Annotated in this window: 21 protein-coding genes and 4 tRNA genes; all 25 read left to right on the top strand. The window is 55.8% G+C overall.

The annotated features are described in order from the left end of the window. Positions 1-188 precede the first annotated feature (188 nt). A tRNA-Tyr gene (locus tag HW556_RS02760) sits at positions 189-268 on the top strand. Between the two features lie 103 nt (positions 269-371). After that, positions 372-444 (top strand) — tRNA-Gly (locus tag HW556_RS02755). A 108-nt stretch (positions 445-552) separates the two neighbouring features. Further along, positions 553-624, top strand: a tRNA-Thr gene (locus tag HW556_RS02750). 174 nt (positions 625-798) lie between these two features. Beyond that, the gene (tuf, locus tag HW556_RS02745; RefSeq protein ID WP_176897733.1) at positions 799-1,986 is read left to right on the top strand and encodes an elongation factor Tu; all 1,188 of its coding nucleotides are present in this window, start codon (positions 799-801) and stop codon (positions 1,984-1,986) included. A gap of 129 nt (positions 1,987-2,115) precedes the next feature. Further along, positions 2,116-2,189 (top strand) — tRNA-Trp (locus HW556_RS02740). Positions 2,190-2,252: 63 nt separating this feature from the next. Continuing rightward, positions 2,253-2,447, top strand: coding sequence for a preprotein translocase subunit SecE (gene secE / locus HW556_RS02735; RefSeq protein ID WP_116939115.1), 195 nt, complete (start codon positions 2,253-2,255; stop codon positions 2,445-2,447). Positions 2,448-2,467: 20 nt separating this feature from the next. Beyond that, entirely contained in the window at positions 2,468-3,037 is a 570-nt protein-coding gene (nusG, locus tag HW556_RS02730; protein ID WP_176897730.1) for a transcription termination/antitermination protein NusG, read from the top strand. A 134-nt stretch (positions 3,038-3,171) separates the two neighbouring features. After that, positions 3,172-3,615, top strand: a complete 444-nt coding sequence (gene rplK, locus HW556_RS02725; RefSeq protein ID WP_176897728.1) for a 50S ribosomal protein L11 — start codon at positions 3,172-3,174, stop codon at positions 3,613-3,615. Between the two features lie 17 nt (positions 3,616-3,632). Continuing rightward, positions 3,633-4,325, top strand: a complete 693-nt coding sequence (rplA, locus tag HW556_RS02720) for a 50S ribosomal protein L1 (RefSeq protein WP_092767950.1) — start codon at positions 3,633-3,635, stop codon at positions 4,323-4,325. A gap of 18 nt (positions 4,326-4,343) precedes the next feature. After that, the gene (gene rplJ / locus HW556_RS02715) at positions 4,344-4,898 is read left to right on the top strand and encodes a 50S ribosomal protein L10 (protein WP_176897726.1); all 555 of its coding nucleotides are present in this window, start codon (positions 4,344-4,346) and stop codon (positions 4,896-4,898) included. Between the two features lie 66 nt (positions 4,899-4,964). Next, the gene (gene rplL, locus HW556_RS02710; protein ID WP_176897724.1) at positions 4,965-5,342 is read left to right on the top strand and encodes a 50S ribosomal protein L7/L12; all 378 of its coding nucleotides are present in this window, start codon (positions 4,965-4,967) and stop codon (positions 5,340-5,342) included. A gap of 326 nt (positions 5,343-5,668) precedes the next feature. After that, positions 5,669-9,535: a DNA-directed RNA polymerase subunit beta gene (gene rpoB, locus HW556_RS02705; protein ID WP_246289499.1), complete on the top strand. Its 3,867-nt coding sequence runs from the start codon at positions 5,669-5,671 to the stop codon at positions 9,533-9,535. Between the two features lie 323 nt (positions 9,536-9,858). Beyond that, entirely contained in the window at positions 9,859-14,211 is a 4,353-nt protein-coding gene (gene rpoC, locus HW556_RS02700) for a DNA-directed RNA polymerase subunit beta' (protein WP_176897722.1), read from the top strand. A gap of 120 nt (positions 14,212-14,331) precedes the next feature. Further along, positions 14,332-14,679, top strand: a complete 348-nt coding sequence (locus tag HW556_RS02695) for a DUF3467 domain-containing protein (RefSeq protein ID WP_176897720.1) — start codon at positions 14,332-14,334, stop codon at positions 14,677-14,679. Positions 14,680-14,996: 317 nt separating this feature from the next. After that, the gene (gene rpsL / locus HW556_RS02690) at positions 14,997-15,419 is read left to right on the top strand and encodes a 30S ribosomal protein S12 (RefSeq protein ID WP_092767962.1); all 423 of its coding nucleotides are present in this window, start codon (positions 14,997-14,999) and stop codon (positions 15,417-15,419) included. Between the two features lie 86 nt (positions 15,420-15,505). Continuing rightward, complete coding sequence (gene rpsG / locus HW556_RS02685; protein ID WP_019946177.1) at positions 15,506-15,973, top strand: 30S ribosomal protein S7; 468 nt, start codon at positions 15,506-15,508, stop codon at positions 15,971-15,973. Between the two features lie 100 nt (positions 15,974-16,073). Beyond that, positions 16,074-18,218 (top strand): elongation factor G, encoded by a 2,145-nt coding sequence (fusA, locus tag HW556_RS02680; protein ID WP_176897718.1) that lies wholly within the window; start codon positions 16,074-16,076, stop codon positions 18,216-18,218. Between the two features lie 21 nt (positions 18,219-18,239). After that, complete coding sequence (rpsJ, locus tag HW556_RS02675; protein WP_019946175.1) at positions 18,240-18,545, top strand: 30S ribosomal protein S10; 306 nt, start codon at positions 18,240-18,242, stop codon at positions 18,543-18,545. Between the two features lie 323 nt (positions 18,546-18,868). After that, on the top strand, positions 18,869-19,489 hold the full coding sequence (rplC, locus tag HW556_RS02670; RefSeq protein WP_176897716.1) for a 50S ribosomal protein L3: 621 nt from the start codon (positions 18,869-18,871) through the stop codon (positions 19,487-19,489). Positions 19,490-19,498: 9 nt separating this feature from the next. After that, the gene (gene rplD / locus HW556_RS02665; RefSeq protein ID WP_116939105.1) at positions 19,499-20,137 is read left to right on the top strand and encodes a 50S ribosomal protein L4; all 639 of its coding nucleotides are present in this window, start codon (positions 19,499-19,501) and stop codon (positions 20,135-20,137) included. Then, a complete protein-coding gene (gene rplW / locus HW556_RS02660; RefSeq protein WP_019946172.1) occupies positions 20,137-20,424 on the top strand; it encodes a 50S ribosomal protein L23 in 288 nt (95 codons plus the stop codon). The genes rplD and rplW overlap by 1 nt, the downstream gene beginning before the upstream one ends. 37 nt (positions 20,425-20,461) lie before the next feature. Next, on the top strand, positions 20,462-21,289 hold the full coding sequence (rplB, locus tag HW556_RS02655) for a 50S ribosomal protein L2 (RefSeq protein WP_176897714.1): 828 nt from the start codon (positions 20,462-20,464) through the stop codon (positions 21,287-21,289). 3 nt (positions 21,290-21,292) lie between these two features. After that, a complete protein-coding gene (gene rpsS / locus HW556_RS02650; protein WP_088462464.1) occupies positions 21,293-21,571 on the top strand; it encodes a 30S ribosomal protein S19 in 279 nt (92 codons plus the stop codon). A 2-nt stretch (positions 21,572-21,573) separates the two neighbouring features. Further along, on the top strand, positions 21,574-22,056 hold the full coding sequence (gene rplV / locus HW556_RS02645) for a 50S ribosomal protein L22 (RefSeq protein ID WP_176897712.1): 483 nt from the start codon (positions 21,574-21,576) through the stop codon (positions 22,054-22,056). A gap of 5 nt (positions 22,057-22,061) precedes the next feature. Next, entirely contained in the window at positions 22,062-22,934 is an 873-nt protein-coding gene (gene rpsC, locus HW556_RS02640) for a 30S ribosomal protein S3 (protein WP_176897710.1), read from the top strand. The last annotated feature ends 11 nt before the right edge of the window (positions 22,935-22,945 follow it).

Genomic DNA, 22,945 nt, shown 5'->3' with positions numbered 1-22,945 from the left:
GCCGCTTAGCCTGAAGAAGACGATTCGGCCCGCTCAAAAAGTCAGCCAGACCAAAACCTTTTTTCACGCAGGGCTTGACTTACACCAGAAACCCACTAATTTTGCAACTCCAATTCGAGAAAAAGCGACTTCGGTCCACGAATTGGAATGGGTAGGTTTCACGCAATCGGCGTTTAAACCACATAATCGGGGGTGTCGCATAGTGGCAATTGCGGCTGACTGTAACTCAGCTCCTTCGGGTTCAGAGGTTCGAGTCCTCTCACCCCCACATTTTCAGTTTATAAGTCGGGAAGTTCGGAAAACAGAAGTGGGTCTGCCAGTGCAGTGTCCATTATCTAAGGTCTGAACTTCCCGACTTGCAAACTTCCCCCGCGGGAGTAGCTCAGTTGGTAGAGCGGCAGCCTTCCAAGCTGCAGGTCGCGAGTTCGAACCTCGTCTCCCGCTCGCAGCAACAGTACGCCTGACAACAGCTTGCGCCAGCCCAGGCTGGCAAATGTTGTTCTCCTGTCGTACCTTTGCCCCAGCTACGCGCCAGCGGGCTAAACAGTACCAGCCGTTTTAGCTCAGTGGTAGAGCACTTCCTTGGTAAGGAAGAGGTCATGGGTTCAAATCCCATAAATGGCTCAGAATTACGAGTACCAACGGGGCAGCGCGACTGCACCGTTTTGGAACTGTCAGCCAAGTAAAGCGACGTGCAGTCCCTGGTCAAGCAGAGCTGTGTTTCGCTTTCTTCTGTATAGTTAGGTTTTAAGTCGCGTTTTCCCTTCTCACCTCAAAATTCCTCTAAATCTCTTTACAATGGCTAAAGAAAATTTTGACCGGTCCAAGCCGCACGTAAACATCGGCACAATCGGTCACGTTGACCACGGCAAAACCACCCTCACCGCTGCCATTACTCAGGTACTGGCTAGCAAAGGTCTGGCTGCCAAGCGCGACTTCTCTTCGATCGACAATGCTCCCGAAGAAAAAGAGCGTGGCATTACCATCAACACTTCGCACGTAGAATATTCTACCGTTAACCGTCACTACGCTCACGTTGACTGCCCCGGTCACGCTGACTATGTGAAGAACATGGTTACCGGTGCTGCCCAGATGGACGGCGCTATCCTCGTGGTAGCTGCTACCGACGGCCCAATGCCCCAGACCCGTGAGCACATCCTGCTCGCTCGTCAGGTTGGTGTTCCCCAGCTGGTGGTATTCATGAACAAAGTAGACATGGTGGACGATCCAGAGCTCCTCGAGCTGGTGGAGATGGAAATCCGTGAGCTGCTTTCGTTCTACGACTTCGACGGCGACAACATCCCCGTAATTCAGGGCTCGGCTCTGGGTGGCCTGAATGGCGATGCCAACTGGGTTCCCAAAATCGAGGAGCTGATGGATGCTGTTGACTCCTTCATTCCGATTCCTGCTCGTCTGACCGACCTGCCCTTCCTGATGCCTGTTGAGGACGTGTTCTCGATTACGGGTCGTGGAACGGTTGCTACCGGCCGTATCGAGCGTGGCATTGTAAACTCGGGTGAGCAGGTGGAGATTCTCGGCATGGGTGCTGAGAACTTGAAATCGACTGTAACCGGTGTGGAGATGTTCCGCAAGATTCTTGACCGTGGTGAAGCTGGCGACAACGTTGGTTTGCTACTCCGTGGTATCGAGAAGGAAGCCATCCGTCGCGGTATGGTAATCTGCAAGCCAGGTTCCGTTAAGCCTCACACCAAGTTTAAGGCTGAGGTGTACGTACTGTCGAAAGAGGAAGGTGGTCGTCACACTCCGTTCTTCAACAACTACCGTCCCCAGTTCTATTTCCGCACCACCGACGTAACCGGCATCATTATGCTGGGCGAGGGTGTAGAAATGGTAATGCCCGGCGACAACGTAACTATCTCGGTTGAACTGATCAACTCGGTAGCTATGGAGAAAGGCCTGCGTTTCGCTATCCGTGAGGGTGGCCGGACGGTAGGTGCCGGTCAGGTAACCGAAATTACTGAGTAGTTTTCTTTCGAGAAACTGCTGAAATAAGACAATCCGCCCTCGAAAATTTCGAGGGCGGATTTGTTTTGTCTAAAGAGTTACCTACATTTGCAGTCCCAATCCGGCTTTAGGGCTGGGCGGGACGCATACACGGGCGTAGTTCAAGGGTAGAATAGAGGTCTCCAAAACCTTTGATGGGAGTTCGAATCTCTCCGCCCGTGCCACCAGATTGTCCGGCTGCTTCGGCAGCCGTTCTTTTACTCACTCTCACCAGCAGGTCCTTTAGCATGAGCAAGCTGACCAACTACTTCCGGGAAACATCGGACGAGATGCGTTACAAGGTAACCTGGCCTTCGCTGGAAGAACTGCAGAAGAGTGCAGGCCTTGTGCTGCTCGGCTCGCTGATTTTCGCAGTCGTGGTAGGCGTGATGGATGTGATTTTCAAAGAGGGCTTAGAGGCCTTCTATAACTCGTTCGTTTAATCGGCACAGACGCGACTAAAATGGGCGAATTGAAATGGTATGTGGTTCGCTCGGTGAGCGGACAGGAGAAGAAGGCCAAAACCTACCTCGAAACCGAAATCGGCCGTCATGGCCTCTCGGAGTTGGTGCCTCAGGTGCTGATCCCGGTGGAGAAGGTATTCGAGATGCGCAACGGCAAGAAGCGTGTGCGTGAGCGGAACCTGTATCCCGGCTACATCATCATCCACGCCGACCTGACCCACGGCGAAGTCGACCACATCATCACCAGCACCCCGGGCATCATCGGCTTCCTCTCCGACAAGGAGGGCAAGGCGGCCAACCAGAACACAGTACCTGTGCCGCTGCACATTTCGGAAGTGAACCGCATCCTCGGCATAGTTGATGAGTCGGAAGAGCAGACCGAAACACTGGAAACCCCCTACGTGGTGGGCGAGCTGGTGAAAATTGTGGACGGCGGCTTCGCCGGCATGTCGGGCAATGTGGCCGAGGTGTACGAGGACCGCAAGCGTCTTAACGTAATCGTGAAAATATTCGGCCGTAGCCAGCCAATGGAGTTGAGCTACACCCAGGTCGAGAAAGAAATAGAGTAGTATTCATTCACTGGCTACTATCAAAAAACGTCATCGGTTATCCGCTCCGGGCCGGTGGTGCTTCCACTTCGGAGCAATTGAAAAACTGAGGATGATGCGAGTTACGTCGCGGCATCCGAAGCCTTAGAAACCAAATGGCCAAGGAAATTAGAGGTTATCTGAAGCTTCAGATAAAGGGAGGCGCTGCGAACCCCGCACCGCCGGTTGGACCTGCACTTGGTAGCAAAGGCCTTAACATCATGGAATTCTGCAAGCAGTTCAACGCTCGCACCCAGGATAAGGCCGGCCAAGTTTGTCCTGTTCTCATCACCATGTACACCGACAAGTCGTTCGACTTCGTGGTGAAGACCCCCCCGGTGCCCGTTCTGCTGAAGGACGCCGCCAAGCTCCAGAGCGGTTCGAAAGAGCCTAACCGGAACAAGGTAGGGTCGGTTACGTGGGACCAGGTTCGCACTATTGCTGAAACCAAAATGCCCGATTTGAACGCTTTCGCGATTGAGTCGGCCATGAAGCAGGTTGCTGGCACAGCGCGGAGCATGGGCATCACCGTGTCAGGTGCTTCTCCTTTCGCTGCATAATTTAAACAACGGAAGACATGGCAACTAGCAAAAAACGCAAGGAAGCCCTTGCCAAGCATGACCTGACCGAAATTCGGACACTAGTTGATGCGGCCAAAGTCGTGAAGGATATCACCTACACGAAATTTGACGCCTCGGTAGATATCGACGTTCGTTTGGGTGTTGACCCTCGCAAAGCCGACCAGATGGTGCGCGGCGTTGCTACGCTGCCCCACGGCACTGGCAAAACCGTTCGCGTTCTGGCTCTCGTAACGCCCGACAAAGAAGCCGAAGCTACTGCAGCCGGTGCTGATTTCGTTGGTCTGGACGACTACATCGCCAAAATCGAGAAAGGCTGGACTGACATCGACGTAATCATCACCATGCCGGCTGTTATGGCCAAAGTGGGCCGTCTGGGCCGCGTATTGGGTCCCCGTGGTCTGATGCCAAACCCTAAGTCGGGCACGGTTACGACTGATGTTGCCAAAGCGGTGCAGGAAGTGAAGGCTGGTAAAATCGACTTCAAAGTTGACAAAACCGGTATCATCCACTGCTCGGTTGGCAAGGTGTCGTTTGACGACCAGAAGCTGGCTGAAAATGCCATCGAGGTAATCCAGACGCTGCTGCGTTTGAAGCCTTCTTCGGCTAAAGGCACCTACATCAAGAGCATCACGCTCTCGAGCACGATGTCGCCCGGCGTACCGGTCGACACGTCGGTAACTTCCGCTTAACCTTAATCAACACGACGTATGATCCGGGAAGAAAAACAAGCCCTCGTCGACGAGTTGAGCGAGAAGTTTCAATCGCACAACGCGTTCTACATTGCCGATGCTTCGGGAATGTCGGTGGCGAAAATCAACGAATTCCGCCGGTTGTGCTACAACCGTGGCCTGGAGTTCAAGGTGTACAAGAACACGTTCATCCGCAAGGCGCTCGATACCCTCGAGGTAGACACCTCGGAGATGGACGCAGCACTGGTAGGCCAGTCGGGCATCCTGTTCTCGAAAGAGTCGGGCAACGCTCCGGCCAAGCTGATTCAGGACTTTCACAAGGCTCAGAACTACAGCAAAACGGCCGTTGTTCGCCCAGCCCTGAAAGGTGCTTATGTAGATGCTGGCATCTACATCGGTCACGACCAGCTCGGCACGCTTGCCACGCTGAAAGGTAAGACGGAACTCATCGGTGAAATCATCGGTCTGCTCCAGTCGCCCGCCAAAAATGTTATCTCGGCTCTTTCGAGCGGCGGTACCAAGCTGGCTGGCATCCTCAAAACGCTTTCCGAAAAAGAAGAGGTTGCAGGCTAACCACTGCTCATCTTTTTCAAGTATAAATTTTCTTCAACAACCCCCCCTTTTTAACAATCTACAGAAATGGCAGATTTGAAAGCATTCGCCGAGCAGCTCGTTAGCCTGACGGTAAAAGAAGTAAACGAACTGGCTACTATCCTGAAGGACGAGTACGGCATCGAGCCAGCTGCTGCTGCTCCGATGATGATGGCTGGCGGCGGTGGCGCTGCTGCTGACGCTCCTGAGGAGAAGACGGCTTTCGACGTAATCCTGAAAGCTGCCGGTGGCCAGAAACTGGCTGTTGTGAAGCTGGTGAAGGACCTGACCGGCCTCGGCCTGAAGGAAGCCAAAGAACTCGTTGACGGTGCTCCAAAGGCCGTTAAGGAAGGTGTTTCGAAAGATGAGGCCGACGGCCTGAAGAAGCAGCTGGAAGAAGCTGGTGCAGAAGTAGAGGTTAAGTAATCTCTGCGGCCCGCTCTAAGAGCCAACAAATTAGGAGAGGCCTGGCAACTAAGCCAGGTCTTTTCCTGTTTGTAGGCAACAAACTAGTCGGAAGTTCGTTTACGCGCCGCTTTGCGGCTTTTCGCGGCTACGGATGGTCCAGCGCAAATTGCTACTAGTAGTGCTTTGCGCTTCGGCGTGTCCGCTTATTTTAAAATAGTTTGCCAAGCTGCTAACCGTGTTTTCAGCCTGGCCTGGATTCTCCCAGTCTCCATTTCCTAACCCCACATACATTGGCTACATCGAAAGAACCGAAAGCACTTCAGGTGCCGACAGGGCTGCAAAAATTGCAGGCTGCTGACGAGCGGATCAACTTCGCCAAGATTAAAAAGGTTATTGAGTACCCGGATTTCCTCGACGTGCAGGTGCGCTCGTTCAAGGATTTCTTCCAGTTGGAAACGGCTGCTGAGAACCGGACCGATGAAGGCCTTTTCAAAGTATTCGCCGAGAATTTTCCGATTTCGGACTCGCGCGAAAACTTCGTTCTGACCTTCCTCGATTACCACGTTGACCCGCCTAAGTACTCGGTTGACGAGTGCATTGACCGGGGTCTGACGTACTCCGTGCCGCTGAAGGCCAAGCTTCGGCTGGTCTGCAATGACTCGGACAACGAAGATTTTGAAACGATTGAGCAGGAAGTGTTCTTGGGAAATATTCCCTACATGACCGAAAAGGGCTCGTTCGTTATCAATGGTGCTGAGCGCGTTATCGTGTCGCAGCTGCACCGCTCGCCGGGCGTGTTCTTTGCCCAGAGCAAGCACACCAACGGCACCAAGCTGTATTCGGCTCGTATTATCCCGTTCAAGGGTTCGTGGATTGAATTTGCCACGGACGTAAACAACGTGATGTACGCCTACATCGACCGGAAGAAGAAATTCCCGGTGACCACGCTGTTGCGCGCCATCGGCTACGGCACCGACAAAGACATTCTCGACCTGTTCGGGCTGTCGGAGGAGGTGAAGGCTGACAAGAAGAACCTCAAGAAAGCGGTTGGCCGTAAGCTGGCTGCCCGGGTGCTGCGCACTTGGACGGAGGACTTCGTGGACGAGGACACCGGCGAAGTAGTTTCCATCGACCGCAACGAGGTGCTGATGGAGCGCGATTCCGAGATTTCGGAGGAGGACATCGACATCATCCTCAATGCTGGGGCGAAGTCAGTGATTCTGCACCGCGAGAACGTGAACATCGCGGACTACGCTATCATCTACAATACCCTCCAGAAGGATAACTCCAACTCGGAGAAGGAGGCTGTGGAGCAAATCTACCGTCAGCTGCGGAACACCGAAGCGCCCGACGAAGAAACTGCCCGCGACATTATCCAGAAGCTGTTCTTCTCAGACAAGCGCTACGACCTTGGCGACGTAGGCCGCTACCGCATCAATAAGAAACTGGGCATCGAGACCAACTGGGAGGCCCGCGTGCTGACCAACGAGGACATCGTGCTCATCGTGAAGTACCTCATCGGTCTGATCAACTCGAAGGCCATTGTCGATGACATTGACCACTTGAGTAACCGCCGGGTGCGTACGGTAGGCGAGCAGCTCTACGCCCAGTTTGGCGTGGGTCTGGCCCGCATGGCCCGTACCATTAAGGAGCGCATGAACGTGCGCGACAACGAGGACTTCAAGCCAGTTGATCTGATCAACGCCCGTACGTTGTCGAGCGTTATTAACTCGTTCTTCGGTACGAACCAGCTCTCTCAGTTCATGGACCAGACGAACCCGCTGGCCGAGGTGACGCACAAGCGTCGCGTATCGGCACTCGGGCCAGGAGGTCTGTCGCGGGAGCGTGCCGGTTTCGAAGTACGGGACGTTCACTACACCCACTACGGCCGTCTTTGCACCATCGAAACGCCGGAAGGACCTAACATTGGTCTGATTTCGTCGCTGTGCGTGCACGCCCGCGTGAACTCGATGGGCTTCATCGAAACGCCATACCGCACGGCCGCCAACGGCCAGGTGGACATGACGGAGAACGTGAAGTACCTGACCGCTGAGGAAGAAGACACCCACCACATCGCCCAGGCCAACGCCTTGATCGACGATGATGGTAAGTTCATTAACGACCTCGTAAAAGGCCGTTTTGAAGGCGACTTCCCCGTGGTTGGTCCCGACGAATACAGTTACATGGACGTAGCCCCGAACCAGATTGTGTCGGTTGCTGCTTCGCTGATTCCATTCTTGGAGCACGATGACGCCAACCGGGCACTGATGGGCTCGAACATGCAGCGTCAGGCGGTTCCGCTGCTGAAAGCTGAAGCCCCCATCGTGGGTACCGGCCTTGAAGGCCGCGTAGCTACCGACTCGCGTACGCTGGTAGTATCGGAAGGTGTTGGTGTTGTCGATTACGTGGATGCCAACCGCATCGTGGTAAAGTACGACCTCACGCCTGACGAAGTCCTCGTAAGCTTTGACGCTGAGCGGATTTCCTACGACCTCATCAAGTTCCGTCGCACCAACCAGGATACCTGCATCAACCTGACGCCTCTCGTGAAGAAGGGCGAGCGGGTAACGCGGGGCCAGGTGCTGTGCGAAGGCTACGGTACCAACAAGGGCGAACTCGCCTTGGGCCGCAACATGCAGGTGGCATTTATGCCATGGCAGGGCTACAACTTCGAGGATGCCATCGTCATCTCGGAGAAAGTAGTGCGCGACGACATCTTCACCTCGATTCACATTGAGGAGTTTGAGTTGGAAGTGCGCGAAACCAAGCGCGGCGAAGAAGAGCTGACCTCGGAGATTCCGAACGTGAGCGAAGAAGCCGTGCGTAACCTCGACGACAACGGCGTAATCCGTTTGGGTGCCGAGGTGAAGGAAGGCGACATTCTGATCGGTAAGATTACGCCAAAGGGCGAAACCGACCCGACCCCGGAAGAGAAGCTGCTCCGCGCCATTTTCGGCGACAAAGCCGGCGACGTGAAAGACGCTTCCTTGAAAGCGCCACCATCGTTGCAGGGTGTTGTTATCGGCACTAAGCTGTTCTCGCGTCCGAAAAAAGACAAAAACCTGCGGGCCAAGTCGAAGAAGGAAGTAGAGGAGTTGAAGGAGGCGTATGGCCGCGAGTTGCGCGGCATCCGCGCCATCATGGTGGAGAAGATGATCAGCCTGCTCGAAGGCAAGACGTCGCAGGGCATTAAGCACAAGTTCGGTGAGGAAATCATGTCGAAAGGCGTGAAATTCGGCAAGAAGAACGTGACTGAAAACCTGTTCCCCGACAAGAACCCCTACCGCGACGAGAGCAACTACGCCGTGCCAGAGGAGGCCAACCTGTTCAAGGACCTCGTGCTGGACGGCTGGACAGCTGATGCCCGCATCAACGGCATGGTGGGCGACTTGGTGAAGAACTACGCCAAGCGCCGCAACGTGGTAACGGCCCGCTTCAAGCGCGAGCGGTTCACGCTGGAGGTTGGCGACGAGCTGCCCGCCGGCATCGTTCAGCTGGCCAAAGTGTACATCGCCAAGAAGCGCAAGCTGAAGGTGGGTGATAAGATGGCCGGCCGCCACGGTAACAAGGGAGTAGTAGCCCGGATCGTGCGCGACGAGGACATGCCTTTCCTGCCCGACGGCACCCCAATGGACATCGTGCTCAACCCGCTTGGTGTACCAAGCCGGATGAACATCGGTCAGATCTACGAAACCGTACTCGGCTGGGCCGGCCTGAAAATGGGCCGTACCTACGCTACCCCGATTTTCGACGGTGCGACCGAGGACGAAGTAGCCAAGGAACTGACCGAAGCCGGTCTGCCCGACTGGGGTCGTGCGTACCTGCACGACGGTTTGACGGGTCAGAAGTTCGACCAGCCGGTAACGGTGGGTGTTATCTATATGCTGAAGCTGGGTCACCTGGTGGACGACAAGATGCACGCCCGTTCGATCGGACCGTACTCGCTCATTACCCAGCAGCCACTGGGTGGTAAGGCCCAGTTCGGTGGTCAGCGCTTCGGCGAGATGGAAGTGTGGGCGCTGGAAGCCTTCGGCGCTTCCAACGTGCTCCAGGAAATCCTGACGATAAAGTCGGATGACGTGGTAGGCCGGGCCAAGGCGTACGAAGCCATTGTAAAAGGCGATATCCTGCCCAAACCCAACATTCCCGAGTCGTTCAACGTGCTCATCCACGAGCTGCGTGGTCTGGCGTTGGAGATTACGCTTGACTAATTATTCGGAAAGGGAGCTACGGCCGGTTTGCCGACGGTAGCTCCCACTTCGGATGTTAAAGGAGTGGCTCCTCCGCCACCGGCGTCGTGCCGAGATACGGTCAGCACGACACACAAGCCCGGCGGGAACGGCCGCACTAAGCTTCGGTTTGCTAAAACCGGAGTGGTTACCCATCAGACCTGACGAAAATCTACTGCCCGGCGTACCTATCCGACTGGCAGAGCACTTTTAGCAGAGTCGAGCTGTTATGGTATTTCCGCCTCGCTTAAGCGGCGTGGGTTTTCCCTGACAGATAAACAGCCAACAGCTAACAGCTTCCCTACATGGCGTTTGCAAAAAACAAGAAACTGGTCCAGGACTTCTCAAAAGTGACCATTTCGCTGGCCTCGCCCGAATCCATTCTGGAGCGGTCGAACGGCGAGGTGATCAAGCCTGAGACTATCAACTACCGGACGTACAAGCCCGAGATGGGCGGCTTGTTCTGCGAGCGGATTTTCGGTCCTGTAAAGGACTGGGAGTGCCACTGCGGCAAATATAAGCGCATCCGTTATAAGGGTATTATCTGCGACCGTTGCGGCGTGGAGGTGACCGAGAAGAAAGTTCGCCGGGAGCGGATGGGCCACATCGAACTGGTGGTGCCCGTTGCGCATATCTGGTACTTCAAGTCGCTGCCCAATAAAATCGGCTACCTGCTGGGCCTGCCCACCAAGAAGCTCGACCAGATTATCTACTACGAGCGCTACGCCGTGGTGCAGCCAGGTACTCTGGCTGAGGAAGGCGTGCAGCAGCTTGACTTCCTGACCGAAGACGAATACCTCGACATCATCGACAAGCTCCCCCGGGAGAACCAGATGTTGCCGAATGATGACCCGAACAAGTTCATCGCCCGCATGGGTGCCGAGGCGCTGCAAATGCTGCTCGAGCGCATTAATCTTGATGAGCTGAGCTACTCGTTGCGTGACTCTGCTGCCACTGAAACTTCGCAGCAGCGTAAGGCTGAAGCGTTGAAGCGTCTGCGCGTAGTGGAAGCTTTCCGTGACGCCGCTACCCGCGTGGAGAACAAGCCCGAGTGGATGGTTATCCGCATGGTGCCTGTAATTCCGCCGGAGTTGCGCCCACTCGTTCCGCTCGACGGTGGCCGTTTTGCTACCTCCGACCTGAACGACCTGTACCGTCGCGTTATCATCCGCAACAACCGCCTCAAGCGCCTGATTGAAATCAAGGCGCCGGAAGTAATTCTGCGGAACGAGAAACGCATGCTGCAGGAAGCCGTGGATTCGCTCTTCGACAACTCGCGTAAGGTGAATGCCGTGCGTGCCGAAGGCAACCGCGCCCTGAAGTCGCTGTCCGATATGCTGAAAGGCAAGCAGGGCCGCTTCCGTCAGAACCTGCTCGGTAAGCGTGTCGACTACTCCGGTCGTTCGGTTATCGTGGTAGGCCCCGAGCTGAAGCTGCACGAGTGCGGTTTGCCCAAGAACATGGCAGCCGAGCTATTCAAGCCGTTCATCATCCGCAAGCTCATCGAGCGTGGCATCGTAAAAACGGTGAAGTCGGCCAAGAAAATCGTGGACCGCAAGGACGCCGTGGTATGGGACATCCTGGAGAACGTGCTGAAAGGCCACCCAGTATTGCTCAACCGGGCTCCAACGCTTCACCGTCTGGGTATCCAGGCGTTCCAGCCGCGCCTCATCGAGGGCAAGGCTATCCAGCTGCACCCGCTCGTTTGTACGGCCTTCAACGCTGACTTCGACGGTGACCAGATGGCTGTGCACGTGCCCCTAGGCCCGGCTGCTATTCTGGAAGCCTCCATGCTCATGCTGGCTTCGCACAACATCCTAAACCCAGCCAACGGCGCGCCCATCGCGGTACCGTCGCAGGACATGGTTCTGGGTCTGTACTACGTAACCAAAGGCAAGCGCAGCACTGAAGGCGAAAGCATCCAGGGCGAAGGCCGGGTTTTCTACTCCGACGAGGAAGTGGTAATTGCTCTTAACGAAGGCCAGCTTTCGAAGCATGCCTATATTAAGGTACGGACCCCGATTCGCGATGAGGACGATAACCTCGTAACGAAAATTATCGAAACCGTTGCCGGTCGTGTGCTCTTCAACCAGCTCGTGCCCGCCGAAGTAGGTTTCGTGGATGAGCTGCTGACCAAGAAAAAGCTGCAGCAGATCATCTCGATGGTGTTCAAGCGTACGGGCATGGCCCGCACTGCACAGTTCCTCGACGACATCAAGACGCTGGGTTTCCAGTCGGCTTACAAAGGTGGTCTGTCGATGGGTCTGGGCGACATCCAGATTCCAAAGGAGAAGGACGAGCTGATCAAGCAGGCGCAGGCCGACGTTGCCGCGGTAACCCAGAACTACCAGATGGGTCTGATTACCGACAACGAGCGTTACAACCAGGTTATTGACATCTGGACGCGCATCAACAACCAAATCACTGAAACCCTCATGGGTCGCCTCGAAAAGGAGGACCAGGGCTTCAACTCGATTTACATGATGATGCACTCCGGTGCCCGTGGTTCGCGCGAGCAGATTCGTCAGCTCGGCGGTATGCGGGGTCTGATGGCTAAGCCACAGAAGTCGCTGCAGGGTTCGATTGGTGAGATTATTGAAAACCCAATTCTGTCCAACTTCAAAGAAGGTCTGGATGTAATTGAGTACTTCATCTCGACCCACGGCGCTCGGAAGGGTCTGGCCGACACGGCTCTGAAGACGGCTGACGCCGGCTACCTGACCCGTCGTCTGGTAGACGTTTCGCAGGACGTTATCGTGAACGAGCCCGATTGCGGCACGTTGCGCGGTATCGAAACCTTCGCGCTGAAGGATAACGAGGACATCGTGGAGCCTTTGGCCGAGCGTATCCTGGGTCGCGTGGCAGTACACGATATCGTGGACCCGCTCACCGACGAGGTTATCCTTGAAGCCGGTTATGAAATCACTGAGGAAATTACCCGCCGCGTGGATGCTACCAGCATCGAGTCGGTGGAGATTCGCTCGGTATTAACCTGTGAGAGCAAGCGTGGTATCTGCGCCAAGTGCTACGGCCGTAACCTGTCGTCGGGCCGTATGGTCCAGCGCGGTGAAGCAGTAGGTGTAATTGCTGCCCAGTCGATTGGTGAGCCCGGTACCCAGCTCACGCTGCGTACCTTCCACGTAGGTGGTACAGCTTCCAACATTGCAGTAGAAGCCAGCATCCGCGCCAAGTTCGCGGGCGTGGTAGAGTTCGAAGACATCCGCACCGTGGACACGGCCAACGCCGATGGCGAGGCTATGAGCGTGGTGATGGGTCGTTCGGGCGAAATCCGCATCGTGGACAAGGAAACCCGCAAAGTGTTCATCTCGAATCACGTGCCTTACGGTTCGTTCCTGCTCGTAAAAGAGGGCCAGGAGGTTGAGAAGGGCCAGGAGCTCAACAACTGGGACCCCTACAACGCCGTTATTCTGGCCGAGTTCGACGGTACCATTGTGTATGACGCCATCACGGACGGGGTAACCTACCGCGAGGAGTCGGATGAGCAGACGGGTCACCGCGAGAAGGTGATTATCGAATCCAAGTCGGCTAAAGACCAGAACCCCGCCATCATCGTGCGCCCCGGCAAAAAGGGCGACGAGGAGGGGCAGAAGGGCTACAGCATTCCGGTAGGTTCCCACCTGAACGTGGAGAACGGCCAGAAAATCAAGGCTGGTCAGATTCTGGCCAAGATTCCGCGTGCCGTGGGCAAAACCCGCGACATTACCGGTGGTCTGCCCCGCGTAACGGAACTGTTCGAGGCCCGCAATCCGTCGAACCCGGCCGTAGTGGCCGAAATCGACGGTGTGGTAACTTACGGCACCGTGAAGCGTGGTAACCGTGAAATCTTTGTCGAGTCGAAAGACGGTGTCAAGAAGAAGTACATGGTGCCGCTGTCCAAGCACATTCTGGTGCAGGACAACGACTTCATCCGGGCCGGTGCGCCGCTCTCCGATGGTGCCATTACGCCGTCCGACATCTTGAGCATTCAGGGTCCGGGCGCGGTGCAGGAGTACTTGGTGAACGAGATTCAGGAAGTGTACCGCTTGCAGGGTGTGAAAATCAACGATAAGCACATCGAGGTGGTAGTTCGCCAGATGATGCAGAAAGTTGTGATTCTCGACGCCGGCGACACGTCGTTCCTCGAGCATCAGGTAATTGATAAGCTGATCTTCATGGAGGAGAACGATACCATCATCGACATGAAGGTGGTAACGACTGCCGGAGATTCGAGCAACTTCAAGCCCGGCCAGATTGTAACGGCTCGTCGCCTGCGCGATGAGAACAGCAGCCTGCGCCGTCGCGACCTGCAGCTGGTCGAAGTTCGCGACGCCCAGCCATCCGTTTCCCGCCCGACGCTCCAGGGTATCACCCAGGCATCGTTGGGCACCCAGTCGTTCATCTCGGCCGCTTCCTTCCAGGAGACGACCAAGGTGCTCTCGGAAGCCGCCATCCGTGGCAAGGCCGACGAACTGCTGGGCCTCAAGGAGAACGTAATTGTGGGCCACCTCATCCCGGCCGGTACCGGTCTGCGCGAGTACACTCGCCAGATTGTGGGCTCGAAGGAAGAGATGGAAGCTGCCCAAGCCGCCAAAGCCGAAGAGGCTGCCGCACCTACCAAGCGCCCGTCGCGCGCCAAGCGCGAAGTTTCGGCAGAGTAATCTGCGGAAGTAAGTAAATAAGAGAAGCCGACCAGAGCAATCTGGTCGGCTTTTTCTTTTGTGGTAGCTTTGATACCGGCCACGAGAATATGGGCCAGCCCTTTTACATCTCCTCTTCCTATGAACCAACCCACCGAACCCCAGAACACCGACGCGGTCCAGCCGCAGGATCCAAACGCCATCAACATTGAGTTATCGGAGGAGATGGCCGAGGGCGAGTACGCCAACCTAGCCATGATTGCCCATAGTAGCAGCGAATTCGTGATTGACTTTATCCGGTTGATGCCGGGGGTGCCTAAGGCCAAAGTGAAGTCGCGCATCATTCTCACGCCCGAGCACGCCAAGCGTTTGCAGGCGGCCCTGGCCGAGAATATTGAGCGGTTCGAGCAGGCCAACGGCTCCATCAAAGCCCAGCAGGACACGCCCGCTTACCCAATGGGTTTTGGCGGCACAATGGGAGAAGCGTAAACCCGGATTGAACTGAAGGCAGTTGTCCCGGCTTCTACTGTAGCGGTAGAAGCCAAGACAACTGTTTAAGAAGGGCAGGGCGTCAGCATAATGTCATGCAGAGCGCAGCGAAGCATCTCGCGTGCTGACATCAGGATCACTATAGCAACGCCACCACGCAAGATGCTTCGCTACGCTCTGCACGACATTATGAGTAAGCTCGCTTTGGCTTCCTAAAACAAACTATCTCAACTCGTTTGCTATTGGTCCGCAACTTTTCTACCTTTGCAAGCCTAATTTTTGGGAGAGAACCCTCCCTGGACAAACCAATTCCGTAAATGCCTACTATCAACCAGTTAGTACGAAAAGGCCGCGAGAAACTGACGACGAAGTCGAAGTCGCCGGCCCTGGATTCGTGCCCGCAGCGCCGCGGCGTTTGCACCCGGGTGTACACCACCACGCCTAAGAAGCCAAACTCGGCTATGCGTAAGGTTGCCCGCGTGCGCCTCACCAATGGCAAAGAAGTAAACGCTTACATCCCTGGCGAAGGCCACAACCTGCAGGAGCACAGCATCGTGCTGATCCGCGGTGGACGGGTGAAAGACCTTCCCGGCGTGCGTTACCACATTATTCGCGGTGCCCTCGATACTGCCGGCGTAAGCGGCCGTACCCAGCGCCGCTCGAAGTATGGTGCCAAGCGCCCCAAGCCCGGTCAGGCAGCCGCGGCCGGCAAAGGTGCTCCCGCTAAGAAGAAAAAGTAATTGAAGCCGGGTGAGGTAGTGCGAAGTGCTGGATAGCACATGGTTCTTATCCCACTTTCCCGCTACAGCAACCCATTTCTACTCTCATGAGAAAGTCAAAACCAAAGAAGCGCATCCTCCTGCCCGACCCTAAGTACAAGGAGACGCTGGTAACCCGGTTCGTCAACTACATGATGTATGACGGCAAGAAAAACCTGGCCTACACCATTTTCTACGATGCCTGCGAGCTGGTAGAAGCCCGCACCAAGGAAAGCGGTGTGGAGATGTGGCGCAAAGCCCTCAACAACGTGATGCCGACCGTGGAGGTGAAGAGCCGCCGCGTAGGTGGTGCCACTTTCCAGGTTCCGATCGAAGTTCGCCCGGACCGTCGCATTGCCGTAGGTTCGAAGTGGCTGATTCAGTACGCTCGTCGTCGTGGTGAAAAAACCATGAAGGACAAGCTGGCTGGCGAAATCATTGCCGCCGCTAAGGGTGAAGGTGCTGCCGTCAAGAAAAAGGACGACACCCACCGGATGGCTGAAGCCAACAAGGCCTTCTCGCACTTCCGTTTCTAAGCCGATGAATGAGCGAATGTGGGTATGAGGACTGGTTCAGTAACTGAACTATTCATTCGCCGCACACATTCACTGATTCACTCATTCACTTATTGACCCAATGGCTGTAAATAAAGAACTGCAATACCTCCGGAATATCGGGATTATGGCGCACATCGATGCTGGTAAAACCACCACGTCGGAGCGCATTCTCTACTATACCGGTAAGACCCACAAAATCGGGGAAGTTCACGACGGTGGCGCCACGATGGACTGGATGGAGCAGGAGCAGGAGCGGGGTATTACCATTACCTCGGCCGCTACTACTACCTTCTGGAACTACCCAACCGACTCCAATGGCGAGCCGGTAGAGAGCACTAAGCAGTACAAAATCAACCTGATTGACACCCCCGGCCACGTGGACTTCACGGTGGAGGTGGAGCGCTCCTTGCGCGTGCTCGACGGCGCTGTAGCGCTGTTCTGCGCTGTATCGGGTGTTGAGCCCCAGTCGGAGACCGTATGGCGCCAAGCTGACAAGTACAAGGTGCCCCGCATCTGCTTCGTTAACAAGATGGACCGTGCCGGTGCCGACTTTTTCAAGGCCGTTGCCGAAATCAAGGAGAAGCTGGGTGCTAACCCCGTTCCACTTCAGATTCCGATTGGCGCTGAAGATACCTTCAAGGGCGTAGTTGACCTGCTCACTGGCAAAGCCATTGTATGGGACGACGCTACCCAAGGCAAATCGTTCAGCGAAATTCCCGTTCCCGAGGACCTCGTGGAGACGGTAGCTGAGTGGCGCCAGAAACTCATCGAGAGCGTAGCCGAGTACGACGACGCCCTGCTTGAGAAATTCTTCGACGACCCGGACTCCATCACCCGTGAGGAAATGATGGTCGTTATCCGCCAAGCGGTTATCGACATGAAGTTCTCGCCTGTAATGTGCGGCTCGGCCTTCAAGAACAAGGGTGTACAGACGATGCTGGACGGCGTAATGGCCTACCTGCCCTCGCCGCTCGATATGCCCCCCATTATCGGTAAACACCCCGATACAGAGGCAGAAATCGAGCGTCACCCCGACAACTCGGAGCCCTTCACGGCCTTGGCCTTTAAGATTGCTACTGACCCATTCGTGGGCCGTCTGTGTTTCTTCCGCTGCTACAGTGGTGTGCTCGAGGCTGGTTCGTACGTGCATAACAACCGCACGAACAAGAAAGAGCGTATCTCGCGTCTGATGCAGATGCACTCCAATAAGCAGAACCCTATCGAGCGTATCCAAGCCGGCGACATTGCTGCCGGCGTGGGTTTCAAAGACATCAAAACCGGCGATACGCTGAGCGACGAGAAGCACCCTATCGTGCTTGAGTCGATGTCGTTCCCTGAGCCGGTTATTGGTTACGCCATCGAGCCCAAGACGCAAGCCGACGTTGACAAGATGGGCATGGCCATTGCCAAGCTCGTGGAAGAAGACCCCACCTTGGTGGTACAGACCGACCCAGAAACGGGCCAGACTGTCCTCAAGGGCATGGGCGAGCTTCACCTTGAAATTATCATCGAGCGCATGCGCCGCGAGTTCAAGGTGGAAATCAACCAGGGTGCTCCTCAGGTTGCCTACAAAGAGGTACTCACCAAAAATGTTGAGCACCGTGAGACGTACAAGAAGCAGACTGGTGGTCGTGGTAAATTCGGCGACATTCAGTTTGAGCTTGGTCCAAAAGTAACCGATCCGGAGAAGCCAGGTCTGGAGTTCGTGAATGATATCTCGGGTGGCGTAATCCCCCGCGAATTCATTGCGCCAATCCAGAAGGGCTTTGAAGAGGCTATGAAGAATGGTCCGTTGGCTGGCTTCCCAATCGAGGGAATGCGCGTCCGTCTGTTCTTCGGCTCCTTCCACGACGTTGACTCGGACGCCTTGTCGTTCGAACTCGCCGCCCGTGGTGGTTTCCGCGAAGCCGGCCGTCAGGCTGGCCCACGACTGCTCGAGCCAATTATGGCGGTTGAAGTTGTTTCGCCGGATGAGTACACTGGTTCAGTAACGGGCGACCTTAACCGTCGTCGGGGTCTGATGAAGGGCATGGACACCAAGGCAGGTGCCAACGTTATCAAGGCTGATGTTCCGCTGTCGGAGCTGTTCGGCTACGTAACCTCGCTGCGTACGATTACATCGGGTCGGGCTTCAGCTTCGCTCACGTTCTCGCACTACGATCAGGTGCCTACCAACCTTGCTGAAGCCATCATCGCCAAGCAGAAGGGCAACGCTATCCGCTAACCCGCTTTCACTCAAATCGACATGAATCAGAAAATTCGCATCAAGCTCAAATCCTACGACCACAACCTAGTGGACAAATCGTCGGAGAAGATTGTGACGGCGGTGAAGGCTACGGGCGCTATCGTTAGCGGTCCGATTCCCCTGCCCACCAAAAAGGAAAAATTCACCGTGCTCCGTTCGCCCCACGTGAACAAGAAGAGCCGGGAGCAATTCCAGCTCTGCACTTACAAGCGCCTCGTGGACATCTACTCGACTTCGTCGAAGACGGTAGATGCCCTGATGAAGCTGGAGTTGCCTAGCGGTGTTGACGTTGAAATCAAAGTCTGAGGACCGGATTTCAATTAGCTGATTAACCTGAACGCCCCATCGTCTCTTCGGAGGCAGTGGGGCGTTTTTGGTTGAACGGATAATTGGTTGCCAACTGGCATTGGGGCAGGAGGGGAGGAACTATCTTGTCGCTGTGTCTATTGACTGACCCCTGCTTAGAGGATAGGTAATTCAGGACTGAAAAGACAAGCTAACTATCTAACTCTGAAAATATTTCGGAGCCACCTTAGATATTGCGGCTACAAATTCCTAGCTTTGCACTCCATTTGCGAAAATGCCACGCGGGCGTTTTCGAGTGTGTCTTTTTTTAAAACCCCAATTGAATGCCTGGCATCATCGGTAAAAAAATCGGTATGACAAGCCTCTTCACTCCGGACGGGAAGAACATTCCCTGCACGCTCATTGAGGCGGGTCCGTGCGTAGTGACGCAGGTTAAGACCATCGAAACGGACGGCTACCTAGCCATCCAGCTCGGTTACGGCGAGAAAAAAGCGAAGAACACGACCAAGCCCTTGGCTGGTCATTTCGCTAAAGCCGGAACCACTCCTAAGAAAAAACTCGTTGAGTTCCGCACCGAGGACGCCGCCAGCTTTGCTGCCGGCAGCGAAATCAACACCTCGCTGTTCGCCGAAGGCGAATTCGTGGATGTTGTCGGAACGTCGAAGGGTAAGGGTTTCCAGGGCGTTGTAAAGCGCTACAATTTCGCCGGTGTTGGTGGTCAGACTCACGGTCAGCACAACCGGGCTCGTCACCCCGGCTCCATTGGTGCCTGCTCGTGGCCTTCGCGCGTATTCAAAGGGATGCGCATGGGTGGCCGTATGGGCAACGACCGGGTGAAAGTGCAGAACCTGAAGGTTATGCGCATTGTAGCCGACAAAAACCTCATCGTGGTGAGCGGCTCGATTCCCGGTGCCAAGAACTCTTTCGTGGTCCTGGAAAAATAACCTAGCAAGATGGAACTGTCAGTAATCAACATCAAAGGCGAAGACACCGGCCGTAAGGTCACCCTGTCCGACGCCATCTTCGGCCTCGAGCCGAACGAGCACGTGATGTATCTCGACGTGAAGCAGTACTTGGCCAACCAGCGCCAGGGCACGCACAAGTCGAAGCAGCGCAACGAAGTGCACGGCACTACCAAGAAGCTGAAGAAGCAGAAAGGCACCGGCGGTGCCCGTGCCGGCTCCATGAAGTCGGGCGTATTCGTAGGTGGTGGCCGCATGTTCGGTCCCCAGCCCCGCGACTACGGCTTCAAGCTTAACAAGAAAACCAAGCGTTTGGCCCGCCTGTCGGCTCTCTCGACTTTGGCTCAGGACGGCAAGGTATCGGTAGTGGAGAACATCACCATGTCGGCCGTTAAGACCAAAGACTTCGTCGCCATCATGGCTGGCCTGAAGCTGAACAACGGCAAGAAGACCCTGCTCGTAACGGGTGCGGTTGAAAAGAACGTAGTCCTGTCGGCCCGCAACATTCAGCGCGTGAGCGTAGCTACTCCGGTAGCCCTCAATACCCACGACCTGCTGAACACCGATACGCTTTTGCTGTCGGAGGATGCGCTGACGGCATTGGAACAACTCTATACCACTGCTGAGTAATGAGCATTCTGAAAAAACCCATCGTAACGGAAAAGGCTACCAGCCTCAACGACAAAGGACAGTATTCCTTCGACGTAGCCATCGATGCCAACAAGGTGCAGATCAAGAAGGAGATTGAGCAGCTGTACGGCGTAACAATCACCAGCATCAGCACGATGCGCACCATTGGCAAGGTGAAGTCCAAGTTCACTAAAGGCGGCTCCATCTCGGGCCGTCGGCCCCATGGCAAAAAGGCCGTGGTAACCGTGAAAGAAGGCGACATCATCGACTTCTACAGCGGCCTGTAAGCCAGTTTATCTCCCGCCAAAAGTTTAAGCAAGAGTAATGGCACTCAAAAAACTAAGACCAACATCACCGGGTCAGCGCTTCCGCATCGCCCCGGCCTTCGACGAGCTTACTGCGTCGACGCCGGAGAAGTCGCTGTTGGCACCCCTCAAAAACTCCGGTGGCCGTAACAATTCGGGTAAAATGTCGAACCGCTACATTGGCGGCGGACACAAAGCCCGTTACCGTATCGTCGACTTCAAGCGTGACAAGGCCTCAGTGCCTGCTACGGTGAAGACGATTGAGTACGACCCCAACCGCACCGCCCGTATTGCTTTGCTGCAGTACGCCGACGGTGAGAAGCGTTATATCATTGCTCCTGCCGGATTGGCTGTGGGTACGGTAATCGTTTCGGGTACGGGAGTGGCCCCTGAGGTAGGCAACGCCCTGCCCCTGCGCGAGATTCCGCTTGGTACCATCGTTCACGCCATCGAGCTACAGCCTGGTGCTGGCGCTGCTATGGCTCGTTCGGCTGGTACCTACGCTCAGCTCGTAGCCCGCGAAGACCGTTACGCTACCCTGAAGCTGCCCTCCGGCGAAATGCGCATGGTTCTCGTAACCTGCATGGCTACGGTTGGTACCGTTTCCAACGGCGACCACATGAACGTTCGCTTGGGCAAGGCTGGCCGTAACCGCTGGTTGGGCCGTCGCCCACGTGTTCGTGGTGTAGCCATGAACCCAGTCGATCACCCAATGGGTGGTGGTGAAGGCAAGTCGTCGGGTGGTCACCCACGTAGCCGTAACGGTATCTTCTCGAAAGGGCAGAAAACCCGTGACAAGAACAAGTATTCCGAGCAGCTCATCGTCAACCGTAAAGGCAAGAAGTAAGCAATGGCACGTTCACTAAAAAAAGGGCCGTACATTGACTTCCGGCTCGAGAAGAAAGTAACGGCAATGGAAGAATCCGGCAAAAAGTCGGTGGTGAAGACTTGGTCTCGCCGCTCGATGATTTCGCCCGACTTCGTTGGCCACACGTTCGCTGTTCACAACGGCAATAAGTTCATCCCGGTGTATGTCACGGAGAACATGGTAGGACACAAACTCGGTGAGTTTGCTCCGACCCGGAACTTCCGCGGCCATATCGCCAAGAAAGATAAAGGCAAGCGCTAATTATGGAAGCAGTAGCTAAACTCCGGAACGTGCCTACCTCGCCGCGCAAGATGCGTTTGGTAGCCAACCTGGTCCGTGGTCAGAAAGTGACCCGGGCCCTCGGCCTGCTGAAGTTTGAGGCCAACTCGGGTGCCCCTCGTATCGAAAAGTTGCTCCTGTCGGCTCTGGCCAACTGGCAGCTCAAGAATGAGGACGAGCGCATCGAGGATGCCAATCTCTACATCAAGGAGATTTTCGTGGATGAAGGCCGCATGCTGAAGCGTTTGCGCCCCGCCCCTCAGGGTCGTGGCCACCGCATCCGCAAGCGTAGCAACCACGTGACGCTGATCATTGACTCGAAGGTTGAGCCGCTCGGCAGCAAAGTCGCCGCTACGCAAGCCGCCGAGACGAAGGACACGGAGGCTTCGGCCAACGCTCCTAAGAAGGCCTCGCGTCGCAGCAGCACCAAGAAATCAACTGAAACCAAGGCAGAAGCCACCGCATAAGCACTATGGGACAGAAAGTAAATCCGGTTGGCTTCCGTCTGGGCGTCATCAAAGGATGGGACTCGAACTGGTACGGCGGCAAGGACTTTGCCGACAAGCTGGTTGAAGACGAGAAGATCCGCAAATACATCAACGCTCGTATTCCAAAGGGTGGCATCAGCCGCATTGTAATCGAGCGCACGCTCAAGCGCGTTACCATTACCATCAACACGGCCCGTCCGGGCGTAGTGATTGGTAAAGGCGGTGCCGAAGTGGACAAGATCAAGGACGAACTGAAGCAGATCACCGGCAAAGACGTTCAGATCAACATTTTCGAGATTAAGCGTCCTGAGCTGGACGCCAAGCTGGTAGGCGAGAGCATCGCCCAGCAGCTGGCTGCCCGAATTTCGTTCCGTCGCGCCATGAAGATGTCGATCCAAGCTGCTATGCGTGTTGGTGCCGAAGGCATCAAGATTCAGTGCGGTGGTCGTTTAGGTGGGGCTGAAATCGCCCGCTCCGAGCAGTACAAGGAAGGTCGTACGCCGCTACACACGCTGCGCGCCGACATCGACTATGCCCTGTCGGAAGCTCAGACGGTATATGGCAAGATCGGCATCAAGGTGTGGATCATGCGCGGTGAGGTGTTCGGTAAGCCCGACCTCTCGCCCAACCAGCAGCCCGCTAACGCTCAGGGTGGCGACAGCCGCAACGACCGTGGTCCGCGTGGTGAGCGTGGCCCACGCCGCGACCGGAACGACCGGGGTGGTGACAGCCGTGGTGGCGACCGAGGCGGCGACAGCCGTGGCGGTGGAGCCGGTGGTCAGCGTCGGGGTCCAGGTGGACCGGGTGCTGGTGGTGCCGGTGGCGCCAACCGTGGCGGTGGCGCACCGCGTCGCTAGTCCTCTCCCTT

The sequence above is a fragment of the Hymenobacter terrestris genome, assembly GCF_013377905.1.
Classification (GTDB): domain Bacteria; phylum Bacteroidota; class Bacteroidia; order Cytophagales; family Hymenobacteraceae; genus Hymenobacter; species Hymenobacter terrestris.
The sequence above is the reverse complement of the archived record's forward strand: the minus strand, read 5'-3'. Positions and strand labels throughout refer to the sequence as shown.